The sequence below is a fragment of the Deferrisoma palaeochoriense genome (assembly GCF_054656955.1).
Genome location: NZ_BAAHXI010000150.1, coordinates 1 through 1,578 on the forward strand (window position 1 = coordinate 1; position 1,578 = coordinate 1,578).

General features: G+C 71.5%; 1 protein-coding gene. It reads right to left on the minus strand.

The genetic code is table 11. The annotated features are described in order from the left end of the window. Window positions 1-1,578, minus strand: a 1,578-nt coding sequence (locus ACYQ8L_RS18455) for a HAMP domain-containing protein (RefSeq protein WP_459943289.1), incomplete at both ends; no start/stop codon positions are given.

The window sequence follows — 1,578 nt, forward strand, 5'->3', positions numbered from 1 at the left end:
CCTCGTCGGTGACCCGGAGCACCAGATACCGGCCCGCCGGGAGATCGGGCTCCGGCTCGCACACCTCCTCGGCCTCCACCGCCACCTCCACGGTTCCCCCGTCGGGCTCCATAGCGTGCCAGGCGTTCGTGACCAGATTCATGACCACCTGTTGGAGTTGGGTCGGATTCCCGGCGACCCAATCCTCGTCTGCCTCGCAAGAAACCGCCAACCGGACCCGCTTCGGAATCGAGGCCCGCAGGAGCTCCTCGGTCTCCCGAAGGAGTTCTCCGAATCGCAGTTCGACGCGGGTGTCCTCGGTCCGGCGGCTGAACGCCAGGATCTGATCCACCAACGCCTTGGCCCGTTCGGCCGCCTTGAGGATCCGTGACAGGTTGCGGTGGAGCTTGCTGTGCGGGTCCACCTGATGCAGCGCCAGTTCCGCATAGCCCAGGATCGGGGTCAGCACGTTGTTGAAATCGTGGGCCACGCCGCCGGCCAGGGTACCCAGGGCCTCGAGCTTTTGGTTCTGCGCGAGCCGCGCCTCGAACTCGACCTCGCGGGTGACGTCGCGCTTCACCACCACGAGGCTGTGTACCTCTCCATCCGCCCCCTTGACCGGGGAGAGCGCGCATTCCTCGTGATACCCGCTCCCGTCGGCCCGCAGGGCCCGTAGCCGCCCGCTCCACACCCGGCCGTGCTCGGCGGCGTCGCGAAGATCGTCCACCCGGGGCTCGTCGGTAGGGTACAGGGAGAACAGGTTGATCCCCGTCCCCCCCTCCTCCCCCAGGCCCACCAGCGCCCGAAACGCGCGGTTCGCGTACTGGATCTGGCCGTCGGGGTCGGTGACCACGATCCCTTCGGCCGCCTGGTCTACGGCCGCGGCCAGGCGGCCGAGCCTCTCGTCCCGATCGGCGATCTGCTCGAGCATCCGGTTGAACCCCCGGATCAGGGTCCCCACCTCGTCCCGGCCCCGGCCCGGGACGCGCACGTTCAGATCCCCGGATTCGCCCACCCGTTCCATGGCCTCGGCGAGCGCCCGGATCGGGGCCGAGATGCGGCGCCGCAGGGGCAGAGAAACGGCCCAGGCCACCACCACGGCCAGGCCGAATATCCCCAGCGCGACGCCGGCCCCCCACCAGAGCTGGGCCACGAGCTCCCCCGCGTGCTCCCGGATCACGATCCACCCCAGGGGCTCGTCGTCGAGGCGCACCGGCCGAGCCACCACGAGCCACCGGCCTTCCCAGCGCACGGCCCCCGCGCCTTCGTCCGTCTGCGGCGGGGGCTCGTCGGCCCCGTACCGGGCAAACACCCGCCCGTCCGGCCGCAGGAGCCAGGCCGCGTCGACCCGGGGCTGGGACGCCAGGGAGGCCAAGGTGCGGGCCCCGGCGTCGGCGTCGTCGAAGAGCAGCGCCGCGGCGGAGTTCGCCGCGAGCACCTCGGCCAGGGTCCGGAGCCGGTCCGCCGCGTGGTGCCGGTACGAACGAACCTCCCTCCAGGCGAACGCCCCCACGGCCATCGTGAGCGACAGGGCGCTCGCCAGCACCACCGCGAGCCCGACCTTCCGCGCCACCGGCATGTCACGGAAGCGAAACATCG